The following is a 17754-nucleotide window of genomic DNA, read 5'->3' as shown; positions in this document are numbered from 1 at the left end:
ATGCTTGTCGATTCACATTCCCATCTTTTTCTGGAAGAATTTGCCGAAGATTTGCCTTTGGTAATGGAGCGTGCCCGTGCTGCCGGTGTTACGCATATTTTTATGCCCAATATAGACAGTACGACAATCGAACCTATGTTGTCGGTTTGTGATACCTATCGTGACTTTTGTTTCCCGATGATCGGGTTGCATCCTACTTCCGTGAACGATTCGTATGAAAAAGAACTTGAAATAGTGGCTAATTACCTGGCAACTTCGGAACGATTTGTGGCCGTAGGAGAGATCGGGATCGATCTTTACTGGGACAAAACCTGGTTGAAAGAACAGTTGATTGTTTTTGAGAAACAGGTTCAGTGGGCCCTTCAGTACCAGTTGCCGATTGTCATTCATTGCCGTGAAGCTTTTGATTATATATATAAGGTATTGCAGCCTTATAAAAGCAGTGGCTTGACCGGCATTTTTCATAGTTTCACCGGGACGTCCGAAGAAGCTGCCCGGATGATGGAGTTCTCCGGGTTTAAGATTGGCATAAATGGTGTGGTCACTTTCAAAAAGTCAACTCTGCCGGAAGCGCTTAAACATATTCCGTTGGAACGCATTGTGCTGGAAACGGATTCTCCTTACCTCACGCCGGTCCCTAACCGTGGGAAGAGGAATGAGAGTGCGAATGTGAAAGATACATTAATAAAAGTTGCCGAAATATACAAGGAAGATCCCGAAAAAGTTGCGGAATTGACTGCTATCAGCGCATTGAAAGTGTTTGGAATACTCAAATAAGCTCTGTTAGATTTTAAATTTTATTAATTTAGTGGATTTATTAAAGATAAAAGAAGGATAATGCTGCAGAAGAAGAAAAAAAAGAATACATTTGTAGCTGAAAACGCTTGTGGTTCGCATTTTTTTTGTAATTTGCACCCGATTTGAGGAAAGCACCAATTGGAGAGATGCTCGAGTGGTTGAAGAGGCACGCCTGGAAAGCGTGTATACGCCAAAAGTGTATCGCGGGTTCGAATCCCGCTCTCTCCGCAGGAAATATTAAACAAAAGACGATAAGTAAATACAATAATAATAATTTAATTAATTAATCTTAAAAATTAGACACACAATGAAAAAGTTATTTGCAATTGTTGCTGTGATGGGAGTCTTAACATTTGGCTCAACTCAACTCGTTCAGGCTCAGGATGCTGCTGCTACCGAACAAGCTGCTCCTGCAGCAGACAAACCGGTTGCTGACGCTGTAGCTGAGGCTGCTGAAGCTTCTGCTCCTCTTGCTGGTGCTGAAGAAGAAGGTGGTATCCACAAAGAAATTAAAGTAAAATTCATCGAAGGTACTGCATCTTTCATGAGTTTGGTTGCTATCGCATTGGTTATTGGTTTGGCTTTCTGTATTGAACGTATCATTTACTTGAGCTTGGCTGAAATCAACACAAAGAAATTTATGTCTTCTATCGAAGCTGCTTTGGAAAAAGGTGATGTTGAAGCTGCTAAAGATATCGCTCGTAACACGAGAGGTCCTGTTGCTTCTATCTATTATCAAGGTTTGATGAGAATCGACCAAGGCATCGACGTGGTTGAGAAATCTGTAGTATCTTATGGTGGCGTTCAGGCTGGTTACCTTGAAAAAGGATGCTCTTGGATCACACTGTTCATCGCGATGGCTCCGTCATTGGGATTCTTGGGTACTGTAGTAGGTATGGTTATGGCATTCGATAAAATCCAACAGCAGGGTGATATCTCTCCGACAGTTGTTGCTGGTGGTATGAAGGTTGCCTTGATTACTACTATCTTCGGTTTGGTTGTAGCTTTGATCCTTCAGGTATTCTATAACTACATCCTTGCTAAAATTGAAGCTCTTACAAGCGAAATGGAAGACTCTTCTATCTCTTTGCTTGACATGGTAATCAAATATAACTTGAAATACAAAAAATAATCTGAGATGAGTAAGTTAACATATAAAGTATCGTATTACGTACTATACGCGATGTTTGCTCTTATCGTGATCGTATTAGGTCTTTTCTATTTTGGTGGACAAATGGAAACTCCGCTTGTATACGACATGGATAATCCTGCAAACACAGATGCCTTGCTGTACCTGATGTACGGTCTGTTTGGCATTGCTGTAGTTGCAACTGTTGTTGCTGCTATCTTCCAGTTCGGTTCTGCTTTGAAAGACAATCCTAAGGGTGCTATCAGATCATTGCTCGGACTTATTCTTCTTGTTCTTGTATTGGTTGTAGCATGGTCTATGGGTAGTGGTGAAACACTGACAATTCAGGGATATGAAGGAACTGACAATGTTCCTTTCTGGTTGAAACTGACTGATATGTTCCTTTACAGTATTTATTTCTTGTTGTTGGTAACAGTTGTTGCTATCATCGGAAGTAGTATTAAAAAGAAATTATCATAACTAATTGGGGAAACTCAATAAAATACAGTAACTACAATGGCAAAAGGAAATAGAAAAGTTCCTGAAATTAATTCAAGTTCAACAGCGGATATTGCATTCTTATTGCTTATCTTCTTCTTGATTACGACATCTATGGATACTGACCGTGGTTTGGCAAGACAATTGCCTCCACCTCCCGATAAGGATCAGGTTGACAATGACATCGTTGTTAAGGATCGTAACGTTCTGCAGATTTTTCTGAACTTTCAGAATCAGTTGATGTGCGGTGGCGAAGTTGTTGATGTGAAGCAATTGAGGGAAAAAGCCAAAGAATTCATTGCCAATCCATATAACGATGAAAAATTACCGGAAAAACATGCGAAAGATGTGCCTTTCTTTGGTAATACCATGGTTACGGAGAATCATGTAATTTCTTTGCAGAGTGACCGCGGATCTTCTTATCAGGCTTATTTTGATGTTCAAAATGAGCTGGTTGCTGCTTACAACGAGTTAAGAGATGAATTGGCTCAGGAAAAGTGGCAGAAGAATTATGCTGAGTTGAATGAAGACCAGCAGAAAGCTATTCGTGAAATTTTTCCTCAGAAGATCTCTGAGGCTGAACCTAAAGGAGTTAAAAAGAATAATTAATGGGAAAATTTAATAAAACAGGTAAGCGCGGGATGCCTACGCTGAATACTTCTTCTCTACCTGACTTGATCTTTACATTGTTGTTCTTCTTTATGATTGTAACAACAATGCGTGAAGTTTCTTTGAAGGTTGAGTTTAAGATTCCGCAAGGTACTGAGTTGGAAAAGCTTGAAAAGAAATCTTTGGTTACGTTTATCTATGTAGGTAAACCGACAGCAGAGTTTCGTAAAAAACTGGGGTCTGAAAGCCGTATCCAGTTGAATGACGCATATGCTGAAGTTGACGAAATTCAGGCTTACGTAACTAACGAGCGCTCAAGTATGAAAGAGGAAGACCAACCCTTTATGACTGTGTCTTTGAAAATTGACCAGGATACAAAAATGGGTATCGTTACCGATATTAAACAGGCTCTTCGTCAAGCTTATGCACTGAAAATTAACTATTCTGCGAGAGCTCGCGAATAAGTTATTCTATACATAGAAAAGGCCGTCTGATTTGTTTCAGACGGCCTTTTTTTATGAGATACCCGGGCTTATCGCTTTCAGCCCTTATAGGACTAATATCCCTTGGGACTTATATGGGTTGCCTGTATGTATTTAGTGGCGATATCGTAACTCCTGTATGGGCGATTACACAGACTCACATGCAGATATAAAGATTGAAATAGTCGATAATCTTGATAAGACCTGTGAAGTCTGTGTAATTCGTACAGTGGTTAATGTATTCCTTTTCGTTGGTTTGAGATGATCTTATTTACCTGTATAGAATTCTATGATTCGTTTGATGGATCTCTGGCAAACCGGACAGAATGTGGGATATTCATTTGTGCGCATGCGGCAATCGAATGCCGGACGATAGATACCTTTAGCTGAGTAACCTCCTCCTTCGTATACACCTGTGGGGTATTTGGCCTTATCTGCTACCGGAGTCGGAACCGGGGTGTCTTTAGTGAGCATATCTTCCCATTTGGAAGCGAAGTTGACACGTGTGGTTATGTTTTGTTCCCATGGTTCGATATTGAGTGGATAGAGGCCGTTCATCACATCTTCGTCATAGAAGTATTCATCGGCCAGACCACCGAAACTATGTCCGAATTCGTGTACCACTACCGGGCGGAAATTGGGGTGGTGTGCGGTGGTTAATGTGAAAGCATTGTAGATGCCGCCTCCGCCATATTGCTCTGTATTGGCGAGGATTATGATATGTTCATAGGGAATGCCTGCCAATGCGTCGTTAATTGCTTTTACACGACTGGTAGTCAGATAGCGGTCAGAGTAGAAAGTATCGAAGTGCGAACCGAAGGCAGTATGTTTCCATGCTCCCTGTTTCGGAGCACTGACTCCGCTGTCTGCGGAAGGACTGGCTACGGCTATGATATTGAAACGGTTCTTCATAGACTGGAACGGTTCGTGCGAAAATAGTGCTTCGCATGCCACGGCTGCATCTTTATAGAAAGTTTCCATTTCGGCTGTGGTATATCCTTCGGCCAGGATTGCCACATCGATACATTGTTCTTCGTTTCCGCTTTTCAGCAAATATTTGTGTGGGGTGATGTGTGTGAGTCCTTTTTTATGTATCAGGATATCATCGGGCTTGACGATATGTTTCAGGCTTGCGCTTACTTCGTGTTTGTTGTTGCGCAGCGTGATTTCTACTTCCGCCGGTTTTACAGGGTAGGGCAGGAGATAAGTATTCTCAAATCCTTTGGTTACTTCTTTAGCTTCGTCTGTCTCCAGCCATTCCTGGAATAGTGAGGAAAACGAAGTGGTATAGATAACTTTTCCGCTTTCCACATCACGCATGACAATTTGCCCGTTTCCTTCCAGTGGTAATTCTGCAAGATGATGCCGTCTGCCTGCCCATGTGGGCAGTTCCGAAAGTTCGTCGAGACAAATTGATTGCTTTTCCGCATTTCCGGTGAAAAGATAATCGACGCGCAGTGTTTTGTTCGTAAAGTAGTCCGAAAAGTTTTGTGCGTATGCACATCCTGTCACGAAAAGACAGGTGAATAAGGTCAATATTAGCTTCATATCGTGTGAATTTATTGTTTTTACAAAGGTACGAACTATTGCCGATTTATTCTATTTTTACAAATAAAAGTAATAAACTATAGTATTTATTGCCGGGGAAATAACTAACTTTGCATTAGTGATTGATATATTAAAACAAATTGATTTAAAATGGGACATCATCAATTAGATACTTTAGACGAGCAGATTCTGAAGTTGATTGCCGACAATGCCCGCATTCCGTTTCTGGAAGTGGCAAGAGCGTGCAACGTTTCGGGTGCGGCTATTCATCAACGCATACAGAAGTTGACTAATCTGGGTATATTGAAAGGTTCGGAGTATGTTATCGACCCGGAGAAGATTGGATATGAGACATGTGCTTATATTGGGATTTATCTGAAAGATCCTGAGTCGTTCGATTCTGTGACCAAAGCTTTGGAAGCGATTCCGGAAGTAGTGGAATGCCATTTCACCACCGGGAAATACGATATGTTTATCAAGATATACGCAAGGAACAACCATCACCTTCTCAGTGTGATCCATGATAAACTTCAACCGTTGGGATTGGCTCGTACGGAGACGCTTATTTCATTCCATGAAGCTATCAAGCGGCAAATGCCGATCATGGTAGAAACGGACGAGGATTAAGTTTATCCCCGAACGTAATCTACGAAAGCATATGAGCAGAGATGTTTCTCATCCGCAGGATGGACTTCTCTGCTTTTTTCGTGCCATATGGCTGTATCTACAGCCGGGAAAAAGGCATCTGCTTCCGGAGCTGTGTCATCAACTTCGGTCAGGCACAGTTCGTCGGCCAAAGGCATGGCTTGGCGGTAGACACTTGCTCCTCCGATGATGTATACTTTCTCTTCTTCCTGACAGCTTTTCAAAGCGGCTTCCAGCGAAGTGAACACCTCTGCTCCGGGACATTCGGTTGCCGGATTGGAAGAGAGTACCACATTCCGTCGATTGGGTAACGCTCCTTTAGGAAGTGATTCGAAAGTTTTTCGTCCCATTATGATTGTGTTTCCTGTGGTCAGCGCCTTGAAACGTTTCAGGTCGTTGGGCAGCCAGAATAAAAGCTTGTTTTGAAATCCTATGGCCATTCGATGGTCTACAGCGGCAATAATGCTAATTCTACTCATAGTCCGGTGGAGTTATGTTATACCGCAACTTTCCCTGCAATGTGCGGGTGCGGATCGTAGTTTACTAATTCAAAATCCTCAAACCGGAAGTCGAAGATACTTTTCACATCCGGATTTATTTTCATCTGCGGCAGTGTACGGGGCTCCCGGCTAAGTTGCAGTTTCACCTGTTCCAAATGATTCAGGTAGATATGTGCATCACCCAGCGTGTGGATGAACTCTCCCGCTTTCAAACCGGTGACTTGCGCCATCATCTGTAGCAGCAGTGCATAGGAGGCTATGTTGAACGGTACACCCAGGAAGATATCGGCGCTGCGCTGGTAGAGTTGCAGGCTTAATCGTCCGTTCGCTACGTAAAACTGAAAGAACGCGTGGCAGGGAGGGAGGTTCATGTGATCCAGATCACCGACGTTCCAGGCACTGACGATGATGCGGCGTGAATCCGGATTGTGCTTGATGGCATCCACCGCTTCACTGATCTGGTCGATGAATCCGCCGTCATAGTTGGGCCACGAACGCCACTGATAACCATAAATATGTCCCAGGTCGCCCTTCTCGTCCGCCCATTCGTTCCAGATGCGTACACCGTGGTCCTGCAGATATTTCACATTTGTGTCTCCTTTCAGGAACCACAACAGTTCGTAAATGATCGATTTCAGATGAAGTTTCTTGGTAGTGAGGCAAGGGAAGCCTTCGTCCAGGTCGAAACGCATCTGGTGTCCGAAGACACTGATGGTTCCCGTTCCGGTGCGGTCACCTTTTTCTGTTCCTTCTGCCAACACCCGGTTGAGCAGATCTAAATATTGTTTCATATGGATGGTTATACTTTTTGAGTTACTAAAAATTCCTGCCAAAGTTACAAAAACAGCCCGAATAACTTACAGGAACGGTGTGAATAAGTTCGCAAACCAACATTTAAACTTCTTCCAGGCCGATTTTTGTCTCCACATTTCCGGAGTCAGACGGGTGCAATGCAGGGTGTCGGCTTCAAAAACGTCATTCAACTGCCGAGTGATGTTCTTGTCGAAAATGAAGGCATTCGTTTCATAATCGTATCGCAGGCTCCGGCTGTTCAGGTTAGCTGTACCTACGGTGCAGAACAGATCGTCCACCATCATGATCTTTGAGTGGTGGAATCCGCCGTTGTACAGATAGATATTTGCCCCCTTTTTCATCAGTTTCTGCACGGCATAAAGCGAGGCATCCGGTGTGAAAGGGATATCCGATTTGGAAGAAATCATGATCTCTACTTTCGTTCCCCGGTTCAGTGCCCTTTTGAGGGCCTTGCGGATGGATGAAGTCGGAACGAAGTATGGATTCACGATGCGTACATCGTGTTGCGCGGCATAGATAGACATGGCATACGTGTGGCTCAGCATTCGGGAGTTCCGTTTGGGAGTGCGGTCTACGATTGCGATGATTGTGTTGCAACTGTCTGCACGTTCCGGATGATTCGGGAAATATTCTTCGCCCACGATGTTTTGTTTGGTAGTCTTGTTCCAGATGTCGAGGAAGATTTCTTGCAGAATATTCACCGCGTCGCCTTCGATCCGGATGTGCATATCGCGCCAGGTACCTATCTTGGGTAGCCCGTTGATGTAGTAATCCGCAATATTCATTCCGCCCGTATATCCTATTTTTCCGTCGATGACCGCAATCTTCCGATGGTCACGATGGGCTGCATGATTGATATACGGGAACTTGAACGGATCGAATTTTACGATTTCGATTCCCTTTTCCCGGATTGCTTTCAGATGCTTCTTCTTGAGCGGCTTGTTGTTCGACCAGTTACCGAATGCATCGAACAATGCCCGTACCTTGACACCCTCTTTCACTTTTTCGCCGAGCAGGTCGAACAGTGCATTGGCTATGGAGTCGTTACGGAAATTGAAATATTCCAGATGAATGTGATGCTTCGCTCCGCGGATGGCTTCGAACAAGTCTTCAAATTTCTCCCGCCCGCTTTTGATAAGTTTCACCTTATTGTTGTCAGTGATAGGGATGTTAGAGTACTCGAGGAACTGCATGACAAGGGAGTCGCTTCGAATAAATTGTGTAGTGTCCTCCCGCTGCATCAGCAGGCTGTCAATATTCTGTGTTCGGGCAGTGCCTATAGAGAGAATGGTCGCTATTATTAAAACGTATAATTTCAAAACCTCAGTCTTTATTTAGTTTACAAGGAAACAAAGATACAACATCTCTGTTCTTGGCTTCTTTTTGTCAAGAGCAGATTTAGTATATATTAACAGTGGGCCGCTTTTTCAGGAAAGAATAGGAGTAATGCTTGATAACATCAGGAGATAATTGATTTACTCCTGATGTTATCGGGTGGAAGAGCCGGGCTTCGGGGGCGAAAGCTTACTGCTTTTGGCAGGAATACACCGTCTTCCGGACCGAAAGACACCGTCTGTTTCCTCCGGACGCACCGTCTTCCGGAAGATCTGCCGGTGATACCACAAAAAAAGGGAAGAGTTGCAACTCTTCCCTTTTACCTCATATTAAATTGAATATATTGTATGTATCTTGTTTACAAAGATAACATATTTTGATCCCGAAAGCAAGTTTTTCACCTGTTTTTTAGGGCTGTTGCGCACAAATCTCTGTACGGCTTCCGGATTATCTCCGCATCAAGCCATAGACCATACCTTGCGTGCTCCGAAGAAAGCGAGTACCAGAATGGCGATATAGAGAGATTTCGGATCGAATCCCGCCGTAAGCCCGTGTTGTACCATGGATACAAAAACTTCGCGCAGCGTACTGATAGTGGCTTGCAGACCTCCGAAGGCGAAGAACAGGATGACGCACAATACTGTGCAGACCGTTCCCCATATCTGGATCAACCGGTGGTTTCGTCCCGGTAGATTACGCATGACGCGGCGGCTGAACCCATTATCTTTTACTTCTTGTTTTTGCTCGCTGAAGAATTGCTTCAGGAGTTTATCATCTGTTTCCGTCATAACCGTTTTGTTTTAAGTAAATTGCCAATTTGTCTTTAGCCCTCGACAGGTGCGATTTGACCGTTCCTACCGGGCATCCCGTTATTCCCGCAATCTTTTCTATACTGACATCTTCCATATAGAACAAAGTGATACAGGTGCGTTCTATTTCTTTCAGCGTTCTGAGTGATTGGTAAACATCCATCTGTTCGCCCACGTTCACTTGTTCGGTGCTGTTGACAGCATCCACTTCACGGGCATCCAGATCCGTTGTTTCCTTTCGGCTGCGAATATAATCATAAAATACGTTATAAGCAATTCTGTAAAGCCATGTTGAGAAACTTGAAAGGTTTTTAAAGTTTGCAATGTTTGTGTAGGCTTTTATAAACGTATCTTGTGCCAGATCGTCGCTCAGTTCGCTGTCGCCGCAGGTCAGGTTCAGGAAGAAGCGCCGGACGGGCGACTGATACTTCTGTACCAATTGGTCGAAGGCCCTGGTGTTTCTGAACACCACGACCTGTGCGACTAACGATATATCATTGAGCTGGCTCATTTCTGTTCATTCTGGGTTTCGTCTCTGTGTGTAGGAGTTGTGAAAGGGTCTTCCGGGCGTCCGTGCTGCTGGTTGCGTGAGATGATCCACTGCCCGATTCCGGTGAACAACACCAGCAATCCGATACATCCTATGCTGAATTCGTCTGTGATGGTCCAAAGGAAGATGAACAGTCCGATTCCGGTACAGATGTTCTTGATGCCTTTCGTCCGGTAGTCCTGTGGCAGGCTATCTTTGAAGATTCCTTCCGGCAGGGGTTGTCCGGTTGCCAGTGCCTGTTCCATCAGTTTGTACTTTGCTTTCCGGTTTTTGTATCGGAAGTAGAAAGCAACGAATACGATAAAGAAAGGGAATCCGAATATCAGTATGACGACTATTAAACCTGTCAGTATACCTCCGTTAATAGCTCCTTTGCCCATATTGAACGGAAATTCGTTTCCGAAATCGAAGCTGCTGCTCTGGTAGTCGGTGTCTACGGTACTGCTGTCCACAATGTCCGTGTATTCAGCAACGAAGGTAGAGTCTGAAGAGTCATTGTTGTTTTGGGTGATGGTTTGGTTCTGTGCCATTGCCAGCGAACAGAAGGTCATAGCTACCATCAAAGCGATAAAGATACGTTTCATATTACTGTTGTTTTTTAATTGTTTTTGTTTATTTGTCTGTTAGACGTAGTTCATAGCGCAGAAAGTTGCAAAGAGACGAAATATTTTTGATATTTGCAGCTATTAATACACAAAAGTGATGGAGCTACAAATCATACAGAGCAAGATTTACGAGATACGGGGGCAGAAAGTGATGCTGGATTTTGATCTGGCAGGGTTGTATCAGGTAGAAACCCGTGTTCTGAATCAGGCAGTAAAGAGGAATAGTAAAAGGTTTCCTGTCGATTTTATGTTCCAATTGAATGCGGAAGAATGGGAAATCTTGAAGTCACAAATTGTGATATCAAGTTGGGGAGGTACCCGCAAGCTTCCTTTTGCTTTTACCGAACAGGGGCTGGCCATGCTTTCCGGGGTGTTGAACAGTGATATTGCCATCGAAGTGAATATCTCCATTATGCGCGCTTTTGTGGCTGTCCGCCAATTGGTTTCGGCTCTTCCGGTGAATGATATCACCAGGTTGCAAAATGAAATCAAAGAATTAAAAGAATATGTAGAAGGGGCATTTGCCGATTACAATGACATCAATGAAGATACGAGGATGCAATTAGAATTGATTAATCAGGCAATTGCCGAGTTGCAGGTCAATGACAAACGACCGGACGGGAAATCCCGTAATCCGATCGGTTTTATATCTTATAATAAAGGAGAATGAAATTACCTATATCATTTATCGAATCGACCCGTGCGCTGATGGGGGATGAAGAGTATCAGAAATTATCCGTTGCATTGGAGCAAGAGCCGCCTGTTAGTGTCCGGCTGAACAGCAAGTTTACTGATTCGCTGTCCTGTTCTTCCATTTCAGGGCGCATTCCCTGGGCGGCAGGAGGATATTATCTCAATCAGCGGCTGACGTTCACCTTCGATCCCCTTTTTCATGCCGGATGCTATTACGTGCAGGAGGCCTCGTCGATGTTTGTGGAACAGGTGTTGCGCCGGTATGTCACGGCTCCGGTGAAAATGCTCGATCTCTGCGCCGCTCCCGGGGGGAAGTCTACTCATGCCCGCAGCCTGTTGCCGGACGGGAGCCTGTTAGTGGCCAACGAGGTCATCCGTAACCGCTCGCAGATATTAGCAGAGAATCTGACGAAATGGGGACATCCCGATGTTGTGGTTACCAATAATGACCCTTCTGATTTTTCGCGGATCGGTTCCTTCTTCGATGTCATATTGGCTGATGTGCCCTGTTCGGGTGAAGGGATGTTTCGTAAAGATCCCGGTGCCATAGAAGAGTGGAGCCCTGAAAACGTGGAAATCTGCTGGCAACGCCAACGCAGGATTATCACCGACATCTGGCCTTGTCTGAAACCGGGAGGAATCCTGATTTACAGTACCTGTACCTATAATACTCGGGAAGACGAAGAGAACATTGCCTGGATCAGGCAGGAATTCGGAGCAGAACCGCTGCCACTTACCGTTCCCGAAGAGTGGAACATTACCGGTGGTTTGCTCGTCGGGGCCGATGCGCCTGTCTACCGCTTCCTGCCTCATAAAACACAGGGAGAAGGTTTTTTCCTCGCCGTGCTTCGCAAGCCGGAAGAAGCAGAAGAAACGGATGGAGGCTTCCATTTTCCGAAGAAAAAGAAGCCGAAAGGTGAAACGGCTGCTTCATCGGTATCCAAAGAGAATCTGGCCGTTGCCAGAGGCTGGTTGCCAGCTTCCGACAAGTATGATTTGTTGGTGAACGGTGCTGTGATTACTGCTTTTCCTGCACTTTTTCTGGATGATTTAGCTATGCTTCGTTCGTCTCTCCGCATTGTCCAGGCAGGCACGGAAGTAGCCGAAGTCAAAGGGAAAGATCTGATTCCGGCACATGGGCTTGCCATGAGCCGTCTGCTGGAAACATCGCTTTTCCCGACCGAAGAGCTGACTTACGAACAAGCCATTGCCTATCTGCGGAAAGAAGCCATCACTCTCTCACCCTCTGTTCCCAGAGGATATGTGCTGGTCACTTATAAAAAGACACCTTTAGGATTTGTGAAGAACATCGGCAATCGCGCCAATAATCTTTATCCGCAAGAGTGGCGTATCCGAAGCGGATATTTGCCCGAGGACATACGGACATTATGATAGTTCACTCAATATTCACACAAACAAGCTTATTAATGAAAACAAACTTTTATCATCTTTTGGTCTGGCTGGTTGCTTTTAGTATAGGTGTTCCGGCTATGGCTCAGACTGCTACGGAAAGGGTAAAACCTTTCAGTCATTTATCTGTTTCGCTGAATGCGGGAACACTGGGAGGAGGATTGCAGGTGGCTGCTCCGTTGAACGATTATCTGGGACTTCGTGCCGGATTCTCTTTGTTGAAGTTCAATTATAATTATGATTATGACGGAACCTATGAAGGTCCGTTGCCGGCAAATGCCCGTGTCGGTAATGAGGATACGGATAGATATTATACGGTTCCTTTGAAGGCCAAAGCAAATATGGCAAACGGAATGGTGTTGCTTGATTATTTCCCGTTCAGAAGATCAGTCTTCCATGTGACTGCCGGACTGCTTTTCGGAACATCGTCCATCCTGAAAGTGTCGGGTGAGACAGACGAACGGATTGAGGTGGGAGATATTATCATCGAGCCGGGAGCGGACGGACGTGTGGAAGCTGCTCTGAAAACCAATGCCGTGAAGCCTTACGTCGGACTCGGATTCGGGCGTTCGGTGGCTCACTCACGCGTAGGTTTCAAGTTCGAATTGGGAGCTATGTTCCATGGCAATCCGAAGATTGAAGCAACTACCGGAAAGATCGTGGAAGATGCGGTTGACCAGGAACTGAGCCGTTTCAATAAATTCCTGAAAAACTTTAAGGCTTATCCCGTACTGAACTTCCAGTTATCTTATCGGATATTCTGACGGACTTTCAGTTGAGGTGTCAAAAGTCTTTTTTACCACGGACTACACAGATTCTCATAGAGAAGTCATTTTGATAATCAACAGCTTGCAATTCAATCTATGTTAATCTGCGTAATCTGTGGTGAAAAGGGGGGGCAACCCAACTCTTATAGTTTATTCTTATATATCTTTGCCATGGCCTTCTGATACTGGTTCTCCAGTTGCAGATAGTTCTGTTTGCTCTGATATACTACCGATACTTCTACAAAATATTCTATCATACTGATTTGTCCGCCTGTCAGTGCTTGTTTCAGCAAAGATAAATCCTGTTGCGCCTGAAAGGTTTTCTCGTATTCTTCCATTGAAGTGCGTAGTGTGTGGGCTTCGCGGTAAAGTTGTGTCAGTTCCGATTCCACCTGTACCGAAGTATTGGCCCGTTGCAAGTCGATGTTCAGTGACTGTGCTTTGGCTATCTTCACTTTGTTGCGGTTTTCGAACAGGGGGAATGAGAAACCTACGACAACTCCGTTGAAAGGCTCGCCCGATTCGGTATTCCGACGGTATCCCAGTTCCAGCTTCGGAAGCCATTGCGATTTGTTGACTGTGATTTGTTTGCGGGCGGCGGCACTTTCACTGTTGAGAGCCTGCAGTGTGTAGTCCGATGCCAGAACTTCCGTTTTCAGTTCTTCGTAATTGGTAGGAAAGATAACAGCCGGATAGTCGGAGTCTTCAAACACGACCGGTATGTTTCCGTTCAGTGCCGTCAGCTCCTGTATTTTATTTCGAAGGGCCGTTTCGTTTAACGATGCTTCTGTTTTCACGTTCAGCAGTTCCAGATTGATCTTATTGGTTTCGATCACGTTGGCATCTCCTGTTTGCAAACGTTTGGCATACATGGCAGATAGCTCCTCGGCGTTTCGCAAACGTTCTGCCAGTATCTGTTGTTGCTTGCGCAACATGATGATATCCAGACAAACATCTTTAGCTTGTAACAGGATACTTTGGCGGAATACATTTTTTTGCCCGTCAAAAGCACCGGACTTCAGTCGGTTCAGTTGATTGCGGGTGGCATACAGGCTCGGAAAGTCGAAACTTTGGGAGACTACAAGCTCACCGATCGTATTATTCTTATCTTTGTTGTTCCACAAATGGGCATACGAAAGGGTAGGGTCAGGCAGATTATTGTCCGTCCGGGCTTCCAGCTTTTGTGAGGCAATCAATTGTGCGTTGGCTTGCAACTCTTTATTATTGGTTTCGATGTTGCGCAGTACCCCGTCTATACCGGTTTGTGCCTGCAATCCGGATAGCGCAAAGAGGGTGGCGGCAAGTATGGTTATTCGTTTCATATGATTATTGGGGTTTATGGCTTCACATCTCTGAGGGTATATCGAAATTCGTATTCACCACAGAGTATCACAGAGTTCCACATCTGTGGTGCATGATGACACACTCTCAGGAGTGAGGCCTTTTATTATTTTCTTTTTCCGTTCATCATCAGGTAAACAATCGGGATAATAAATCCGTTCAGGAAAGTCGACGTCAACAGACCGCCCAGGATTACCTTTGCCATCGGACTTTGAATTTCGTTACCGGGCAGACTTCCGCTTAATGCCAGCGGTATCAGTGCCAGAGCGGACGAGAGGGCTGTCATTACAATCGGGTTCAGACGGTCGAGTGATCCACGGATAACGCTGTCGTATACTCCCAATCCTTCTACCTGTTGCAGGTGGTTGTAATGGCTGATAAGCAACATACCGTTACGTGTGGCGATACCAAACAGCGAAATGAAACCGATGATGGCCGGGATGCTGATTTCTCCCGTTGTGATCAGCAAGGCAAACACACCTCCGATCAGTGCCAGAGGCAGGTTTATCAGGATGACCGCCGACTCCTTCACGCTGCGGAACTCATGATACAGCAGCAAGAAGATCACTACAATGGACATGAATGAGGTCAGTGCCAGAGTGCGGCTGGCTGCCTGCTCGCTTTCAAATTGTCCGCCGTATTCGATGTGATAACCTTCGGGGAGCTTGATTTGTTCGTCCACCTGCTTTTGAATATCATTTACCACACTTCGCAAGTCACGATCGGCTACGTTGGCAGAAATGACGATTTTGCGTTTTACGTTTTCGCGGTTGATGGTATTCGGCCCCATAGCCGAAACTACGTCGGCAATGTAACTCAACGGCACTTTCTTTCCGTCCTGTGTGTCTACCATCAGGTTGCGTATCTTTTCGGCTTCGTCACGGAAATTGTTTTCCACTTTCACAATCAGGTCGAAGCTCTTACCCTGTTCGTATACTTGCGAAATCACTTCACCGGCCAATGCCACATTGATATATTCAGAGAATTCCGGCAGAGTAATGCCATATTTAGCCAGCATTTCCCGTTTGGGGGTGATCTTCAATTGCGGACGTTCGATCTGCTGTTCTACGTTCAGGTCGGCGATGCCCGGAATGTTGCCGATAGCCCCTTTTATCTGGTTGCCCAGAGAAAACATCTTGTTCAGGTCGTCACCGAACAGTTTGATGGCGATATTGGCTTTGGTACCACTGAGCATAGCGTCGATACGATGGCTGATGGGCTGTCCTATTTCGATATTTGCTCCGGTGATGGTACTTAATTTCTCTCGTACATCCGCCATCAGTTCGGTACGCGAGCGGTCTTTCAGTTCGAATGGCGCTTCTATTTCCGATACGTTCACACCTAAGGCATGTTCGTCCAGTTCGGCACGTCCGGTCTTGCGGGCCACTGTCTGTATCTCGGGGATGGATAGCAGAAGTTCCTCGGCACGGTGTCCCATCTTATCGCTCTCTTCGAGTGAGATACCCGGCAACGAACTGATGTTGATAGTGAACGACCCCTCGTTGAACGGCGGAAGGAACGAGCGTCCCAAAGTGAAGAAGAATCCCAGAGCGATGATGAATAGCCCGATGGTACTTCCCAAAGTTACGCGTTTGTGGGATAATACCCAAGTCAGTGCTTTTTTATACCCTCCTTTCATCCAGCGCGCTACGAGGGCCTCTTTCGGGAGTTTGTCCCCTTTGTCTTTACCCAGCAGATAAGAGCAAAGTACCGGGGTCAGTGTCAATGCCACTATCGTCGAGGCAAATAATGCTACGATGAAGGCAATGCCCAGCGGAACCAGCATGCGTCCTTCCATACCGGAAAGGAAGAAGAGAGGCACAAAGCTGACGACAATAATCAGCGTAGAGTTCAGGATAGGCATACGAACCTCTTTGGAAGCGTTGAATACTACCTGGATAACCGAAAGGCGTTCACTCTCGGGCAGGAGGCGGTTCTCACGCAACCGTTTGTATACGTTTTCTACATCGACAATGGCGTCGTCCACCAGCGAACCGATGGCGATAGCCATACCTCCCAGACTCATGGTATTGATGGTCAGTCCCATGAAGTGTAAGGTAAGGATGGAGACAAGCAGTGAGAGAGGCAGTGTCACCAGTGAAATGACCGTAGTCCGAACATTGGCAAGGAACAGGAACAAGACGATGACTACAAAGATGCCGCCCTCAAAGAGTGACTTCTTTACATTGCTGATGGAGCTCTCGATGAAACGGCTCTGGCGGAAAATGTTGGTAGATACCTTTACATCCGGTGGCAGATTCTTTTGCAGGTCTTTCAGTGAAGCTTCCAGTTTATCGGTCAGTTCCAATGTACTGGTGGAAGGTTGTTTGGTGACGGTCATCAGTACTGCGGGTTTTCCTCTTTCCGAGGCGGTACCCAGTTTGGGAGCTTTCGGGCCAATCCGGACATCGGCTATGTCTTCCAGCAGTACGGGTACGCTATTGATGCTTTTTACCACTGCTTTGCCCAACTGATCTACTTTAGCGGTAGAAAGTACGCCGCGTACAATGTACTCGTTGCCATACTCGTAAAGTACTCCTCCGTTTGCATTCAGGTTCATTCCCCGGGTGACGGTCATCACCTCGTTCATCGATACACTGTAATGACGCATACGTTCCGGATCGAGTTGAATCTGATATTCTTTCAATTCACCTCCCAATACGGCTACCTGTGCTACACCTCCGGTAGAGAGCAGGCGCGGACGGATGGTCCAGTCGGCAATGGTGCGCAGGTCGAGCATGGAAGTCGAGTCGGCTGTTAATCCGACAATCAGGACTTCACCCAGAATGGACGACTGTGGTCCCAGTGTCGGTTTACCTACATTCGAAGGAAGTTCTTCGCCTACGATGGCCAGCTTTTCGCTTACAATCTGGCGGGCGAGGTATATGTCGGTTCCCCAGTCGAATTCTACCCATACGACAGAGAATCCGTTGGTCGAAGACGAACGTACACGGCGCACACCGGTGGCACCGTTTACGGCTGTTTCTACGGGAAAAGTCACGAGTTGTTCCACCTCTTCGGCTGCCATACCGTTGGCTTCGGTCATAATGACCACCGTCGGGGCATTGAGATCGGGGAACACGTCTACTTCGGTATGCATGGCGGTATAAGTTCCGCCAATCAGCAACAGTACCGAGGCTACAAGCACCAGGATACGGTTCTGAAGTGAGAAATGTATGATTTTATTTAACACAATATTCTTTGTTTATAGTTTGTAACCTA

General features: G+C 45.6%; 18 protein-coding genes and 1 tRNA gene. 10 read left to right on the top strand and 9 right to left on the bottom strand.

Annotated features, from left to right (window positions below; all coding sequences use genetic code 11):
* From G7Y45_RS19430 to G7Y45_RS19405, 6 genes are all read left to right on the top strand, one after another.
* Positions 1-777, top strand: a complete 777-nt coding sequence (locus tag G7Y45_RS19430; RefSeq protein WP_022011686.1) for a TatD family hydrolase — start codon at positions 1-3, stop codon at positions 775-777.
* A 161-nt stretch (positions 778-938) separates the two neighbouring features.
* A tRNA-Ser gene (locus tag G7Y45_RS19425) sits at positions 939-1026 on the top strand.
* Positions 1027-1105: 79 nt separating this feature from the next.
* Positions 1106-1930, top strand: a complete 825-nt coding sequence (locus G7Y45_RS19420; RefSeq protein ID WP_005808294.1) for a MotA/TolQ/ExbB proton channel family protein — start codon at positions 1106-1108, stop codon at positions 1928-1930.
* A 6-nt stretch (positions 1931-1936) separates the two neighbouring features.
* Positions 1937-2407 (top strand): hypothetical protein, encoded by a 471-nt coding sequence (locus G7Y45_RS19415; protein WP_005781263.1) that lies wholly within the window; start codon positions 1937-1939, stop codon positions 2405-2407.
* A gap of 36 nt (positions 2408-2443) precedes the next feature.
* Positions 2444-3034: a biopolymer transporter ExbD gene (locus G7Y45_RS19410; protein ID WP_005781261.1), complete on the top strand. Its 591-nt coding sequence runs from the start codon at positions 2444-2446 to the stop codon at positions 3032-3034.
* Positions 3034-3498, top strand: coding sequence for a biopolymer transporter ExbD (locus tag G7Y45_RS19405; RefSeq protein WP_005781259.1), 465 nt, complete (start codon positions 3034-3036; stop codon positions 3496-3498). The genes G7Y45_RS19410 and G7Y45_RS19405 overlap by 1 nt, the downstream gene beginning before the upstream one ends.
* Before the next feature lie 285 nt (positions 3499-3783).
* Here G7Y45_RS19405 and G7Y45_RS19400 read toward each other — a convergent pair whose 3' ends face one another.
* On the bottom strand, positions 3784-5064 hold the full coding sequence (locus G7Y45_RS19400; RefSeq protein WP_022011683.1) for an IgA Peptidase M64: 1281 nt from the start codon (positions 5062-5064) through the stop codon (positions 3784-3786).
* 150 nt (positions 5065-5214) lie between these two features.
* Between G7Y45_RS19400 and G7Y45_RS19395 the strand changes: the two genes are divergently transcribed.
* Entirely contained in the window at positions 5215-5691 is a 477-nt protein-coding gene (locus G7Y45_RS19395; RefSeq protein WP_005781250.1) for an Lrp/AsnC family transcriptional regulator, read from the top strand.
* Positions 5692-5693: 2 nt separating this feature from the next.
* Here the strand turns inward: G7Y45_RS19395 and G7Y45_RS19390 are convergent, their stop codons facing one another.
* From G7Y45_RS19390 to G7Y45_RS19365, 6 genes are all read right to left on the bottom strand, one after another.
* Positions 5694-6188, bottom strand: coding sequence for a dihydrofolate reductase (locus tag G7Y45_RS19390; RefSeq protein WP_005808285.1), 495 nt, complete (start codon positions 6186-6188; stop codon positions 5694-5696).
* 17 nt (positions 6189-6205) lie between these two features.
* Positions 6206-7000, bottom strand: a complete 795-nt coding sequence (locus G7Y45_RS19385) for a thymidylate synthase (RefSeq protein WP_005781248.1) — start codon at positions 6998-7000, stop codon at positions 6206-6208.
* A 66-nt stretch (positions 7001-7066) separates the two neighbouring features.
* Positions 7067-8341: a cardiolipin synthase gene (cls, locus tag G7Y45_RS19380; RefSeq protein ID WP_005808280.1), complete on the bottom strand. Its 1275-nt coding sequence runs from the start codon at positions 8339-8341 to the stop codon at positions 7067-7069.
* Positions 8342-8815: 474 nt separating this feature from the next.
* Complete coding sequence (locus G7Y45_RS19375) at positions 8816-9145, bottom strand: DUF5056 domain-containing protein (protein ID WP_022011682.1); 330 nt, start codon at positions 9143-9145, stop codon at positions 8816-8818.
* Complete coding sequence (locus G7Y45_RS19370; RefSeq protein WP_005808274.1) at positions 9129-9677, bottom strand: RNA polymerase sigma factor; 549 nt, start codon at positions 9675-9677, stop codon at positions 9129-9131. The genes G7Y45_RS19375 and G7Y45_RS19370 overlap by 17 nt, the downstream gene beginning before the upstream one ends.
* Entirely contained in the window at positions 9674-10300 is a 627-nt protein-coding gene (locus tag G7Y45_RS19365) for a DUF6249 domain-containing protein (protein WP_005808272.1), read from the bottom strand. The genes G7Y45_RS19370 and G7Y45_RS19365 overlap by 4 nt, the downstream gene beginning before the upstream one ends.
* Before the next feature lie 118 nt (positions 10301-10418).
* On the opposite strand from G7Y45_RS19365, the gene G7Y45_RS19360 reads away from it, so the two are divergent.
* The 3 genes from G7Y45_RS19360 to G7Y45_RS19350 are packed head-to-tail and all read left to right on the top strand — an operon-like array spanning position 10419 to position 13188.
* Entirely contained in the window at positions 10419-10991 is a 573-nt protein-coding gene (locus G7Y45_RS19360; RefSeq protein WP_022011680.1) for an ORF6N domain-containing protein, read from the top strand.
* Positions 10988-12406 (top strand): rRNA cytosine-C5-methyltransferase, encoded by a 1419-nt coding sequence (locus G7Y45_RS19355; protein WP_032539751.1) that lies wholly within the window; start codon positions 10988-10990, stop codon positions 12404-12406. Before G7Y45_RS19360 ends, G7Y45_RS19355 begins: the two co-directional genes overlap by 4 nt.
* 35 nt (positions 12407-12441) lie before the next feature.
* Complete coding sequence (locus G7Y45_RS19350; protein WP_165016158.1) at positions 12442-13188, top strand: hypothetical protein; 747 nt, start codon at positions 12442-12444, stop codon at positions 13186-13188.
* Positions 13189-13334: 146 nt separating this feature from the next.
* Here the strand turns inward: G7Y45_RS19350 and G7Y45_RS19345 are convergent, their stop codons facing one another.
* Positions 13335-14513 (bottom strand): TolC family protein, encoded by a 1179-nt coding sequence (locus G7Y45_RS19345; RefSeq protein ID WP_005781236.1) that lies wholly within the window; start codon positions 14511-14513, stop codon positions 13335-13337.
* Between the two features lie 125 nt (positions 14514-14638).
* The gene (locus G7Y45_RS19340; RefSeq protein ID WP_165016156.1) at positions 14639-17725 is read right to left on the bottom strand and encodes an efflux RND transporter permease subunit; all 3087 of its coding nucleotides are present in this window, start codon (positions 17723-17725) and stop codon (positions 14639-14641) included.
* Between the last annotated feature and the right edge of the window lie 29 nt (positions 17726-17754).

It is taken from the genome of Bacteroides sp. ZJ-18 (genome assembly GCF_011038705.2).
GTDB classification, from domain to species: Bacteria; Bacteroidota; Bacteroidia; order Bacteroidales; family Bacteroidaceae; genus Bacteroides; species Bacteroides hominis.
This window is presented reverse-complemented; position numbering and strand designations above follow the sequence as displayed.

Excerpts from the sequence above, each read along its gene's own strand:
- G7Y45_RS19430 (WP_022011686.1), top strand. The coding sequence starts at position 1 with ATGCTTGTCGATTCACATTCCCATCTTTTTCTGGAAGAATTTGCCGAA.
- G7Y45_RS19420 (WP_005808294.1), top strand. The coding sequence starts at position 1,106 with ATGAAAAAGTTATTTGCAATTGTTGCTGTGATGGGAGTCTTAACATTT.
- G7Y45_RS19415 (WP_005781263.1), top strand. The coding sequence starts at position 1,937 with ATGAGTAAGTTAACATATAAAGTATCGTATTACGTACTATACGCGATG.
- G7Y45_RS19410 (WP_005781261.1), top strand. The coding sequence starts at position 2,444 with ATGGCAAAAGGAAATAGAAAAGTTCCTGAAATTAATTCAAGTTCAACA.
- G7Y45_RS19405 (WP_005781259.1), top strand. The coding sequence starts at position 3,034 with ATGGGAAAATTTAATAAAACAGGTAAGCGCGGGATGCCTACGCTGAAT.
- G7Y45_RS19400 (WP_022011683.1), bottom strand. The coding sequence starts at position 5,064 with ATGAAGCTAATATTGACCTTATTCACCTGTCTTTTCGTGACAGGATGT.
- G7Y45_RS19395 (WP_005781250.1), top strand. The coding sequence starts at position 5,215 with ATGGGACATCATCAATTAGATACTTTAGACGAGCAGATTCTGAAGTTG.
- G7Y45_RS19390 (WP_005808285.1), bottom strand. The coding sequence starts at position 6,188 with ATGAGTAGAATTAGCATTATTGCCGCTGTAGACCATCGAATGGCCATA.
- G7Y45_RS19385 (WP_005781248.1), bottom strand. The coding sequence starts at position 7,000 with ATGAAACAATATTTAGATCTGCTCAACCGGGTGTTGGCAGAAGGAACA.
- G7Y45_RS19375 (WP_022011682.1), bottom strand. The coding sequence starts at position 9,145 with ATGACGGAAACAGATGATAAACTCCTGAAGCAATTCTTCAGCGAGCAA.
- G7Y45_RS19370 (WP_005808274.1), bottom strand. The coding sequence starts at position 9,677 with ATGAGCCAGCTCAATGATATATCGTTAGTCGCACAGGTCGTGGTGTTC.
- G7Y45_RS19365 (WP_005808272.1), bottom strand. The coding sequence starts at position 10,300 with ATGAAACGTATCTTTATCGCTTTGATGGTAGCTATGACCTTCTGTTCG.
- G7Y45_RS19360 (WP_022011680.1), top strand. The coding sequence starts at position 10,419 with ATGGAGCTACAAATCATACAGAGCAAGATTTACGAGATACGGGGGCAG.
- G7Y45_RS19355 (WP_032539751.1), top strand. The coding sequence starts at position 10,988 with ATGAAATTACCTATATCATTTATCGAATCGACCCGTGCGCTGATGGGG.
- G7Y45_RS19350 (WP_165016158.1), top strand. The coding sequence starts at position 12,442 with ATGAAAACAAACTTTTATCATCTTTTGGTCTGGCTGGTTGCTTTTAGT.
- G7Y45_RS19345 (WP_005781236.1), bottom strand. The coding sequence starts at position 14,513 with ATGAAACGAATAACCATACTTGCCGCCACCCTCTTTGCGCTATCCGGA.